Raw genomic sequence first — 278 nt, forward strand, 5'->3', positions numbered from 1 at the left:
ACAAAGTTTTTGTAAGTCTTTCCCTCTTTTTCACGCTTCTTAAAGTATCCAAAGATATGGATCAAATCGCCCTTTTCAAAATCCTTTGCTTTCTCCGCTTTTTCTCCATAGGCTGCACAATTGATATATTCCTTACCTTTTCCGTACTTTTTTACAAGCGTAAAGTTTGCAACTTCAACCGTTTCTCCCTCTTTGTCAAAACTTGAAAAAGTGGGCTCTGCCAATAAATTGGCATTGATGTTAATCATTTCTTGCTTCATTAAAAATTTCTCCTTTTC

At 35.3% G+C, this 278-nt stretch carries 1 protein-coding gene; it reads right to left on the bottom strand.

Annotation, left to right across the window (positions count from 1 at the left end):
- On the bottom strand, positions 1-260 hold a 260-nt coding region (locus tag HMPREF2801_RS07085), incomplete at its 3' end, for a single-stranded DNA-binding protein (RefSeq protein WP_070611406.1).
- Between the last annotated feature and the right edge of the window lie 18 nt (positions 261-278).

The organism is Peptoniphilus sp. HMSC062D09, from assembly GCF_001811425.1.
In the GTDB taxonomy this organism is placed as follows: Bacteria; Bacillota; Clostridia; order Tissierellales; family Peptoniphilaceae; genus Peptoniphilus_A.